Below are 1,458 nucleotides of genomic sequence, written 5' to 3'. Positions count from 1 at the left end.
CAAACCGGTTAGGCCGCAGGCTTCGGGTGTTGCCAACTTTCATGACGTGACGGGCGGTGTGTACAAGGCCCGGGAACGCATTCACCGCAGCGTTGCTGATCTGCGATTACTAGCGACTCCACCTTCATCGAGTCGAGTTGCAGACTCGAATCCGAACCAAGACCGGCTTTACAGAGATTCGCTCCACCTCACGGTATCGCAACCCGCTGTACCGGCCAATGTAGCATGCGTGAAGCCCTGGACATAAGGGGCATGATGACTTGACCTCATCCCCACCTTCCTCCGAGTTAACCCCGGCAGTCTCCCGCGAGTCCCCAACTGAATGCTGGCAACACGGGATAAGGGTTGCGCTCGTTGCGGGACTTAACCCAACATCTCACGACACGAGCTGACGACAGCCATGCACCACCTGTCACCCAGTCCGAAGAGGCCTCTATCTCTAGAGGTTTCCGGGTGATGTCAAACCCAGGTAAGGTTCTTCGCGTTGCATCGAATTAATCCGCATGCTCCGCCGCTTGTGCGGGCCCCCGTCAATTCCTTTGAGTTTTAGCCTTGCGGCCGTACTCCCCAGGCGGGGCGCTTAATGCGTTAGCTACGGCACAGAACCAACCAACGTGGCCCCACACCTAGCGCCCACCGTTTACAGCATGGACTACCAGGGTATCTAATCCTGTTCGCTCCCCACGCTTTCGCTCCTCAGCGTCAGAACAAGCCCAGAAACCCGCCTTCGCCACCGGTGTTCCTCCACATATCTGCGCATTTCACCGCTACACGTAGAATTCCAGTTTCCCCTACTTGCCTCAAGCCCGCCCGTATCCACCGCAAAACCCCGGTTAAGCCGAGGCCTTTCACGGCAGACGCAGCGGGCCGCCTACGAGCCCTTTACGCCCAATAAATCCGGACAACGCTCGCGCCCTACGTCTTACCGCGGCTGCTGGCACGTAGTTAGCCGGCGCTTATTCAACCACTACCGTCAACGGTGCGAATACACCGCCTTCGTGGTGGATAAAAGAGGTTTACAACCCGAAAGCCGTCATCCCTCACGCGGCGTCGCTGCATCAGGCTTGCGCCCATTGTGCAAAATTCCCCACTGCTGCCTCCCGTAGGAGTCTGGGCCGTATCTCAGTCCCAATGTGACCGACCGCCCTCTCAGGCCGGCTACCCGTCACCGCCTTGGTAGGCCATCACCCCACCAACCAGCTGATAGGCCGCGGGCCCCTCCCCAACCGCAAAAACTTTCCACCCCACACCATGCGGTGCAAGGTCGTATCCGGTATTAGCCGCCGTTTCCAACGGTTATCCCAGAGATGGGGGCAGGTTACCCACGTGTTACTCACCCGTTCGCCACTCGAGTACCCGCAAGCGGGCCTTTCCGTTCGACTTGCATGTGTGAAGCACGCCGCCAGCGTTCGTCCTGAGCCAGGATCAAACTCTCCAACAAAAACTTGTCGCGCACCA

General features: G+C 58.6%; 1 rRNA gene. It reads right to left on the bottom strand.

Annotated elements, in window-relative coordinates:
* Positions 1-1,441: ribosomal RNA gene (locus AB0A65_RS26765) — 16S ribosomal RNA — on the bottom strand.
* Between the last annotated feature and the right edge of the window lie 17 nt (positions 1,442-1,458).

Source organism: Glycomyces sp. NPDC047010, assembly GCF_040644205.1.
GTDB lineage: Bacteria > Actinomycetota > Actinomycetes > Mycobacteriales > Micromonosporaceae > Glycomyces.
Note: the sequence above shows the minus strand (reverse complement) of the source record. Positions and strands in the feature narration are given on the sequence as shown.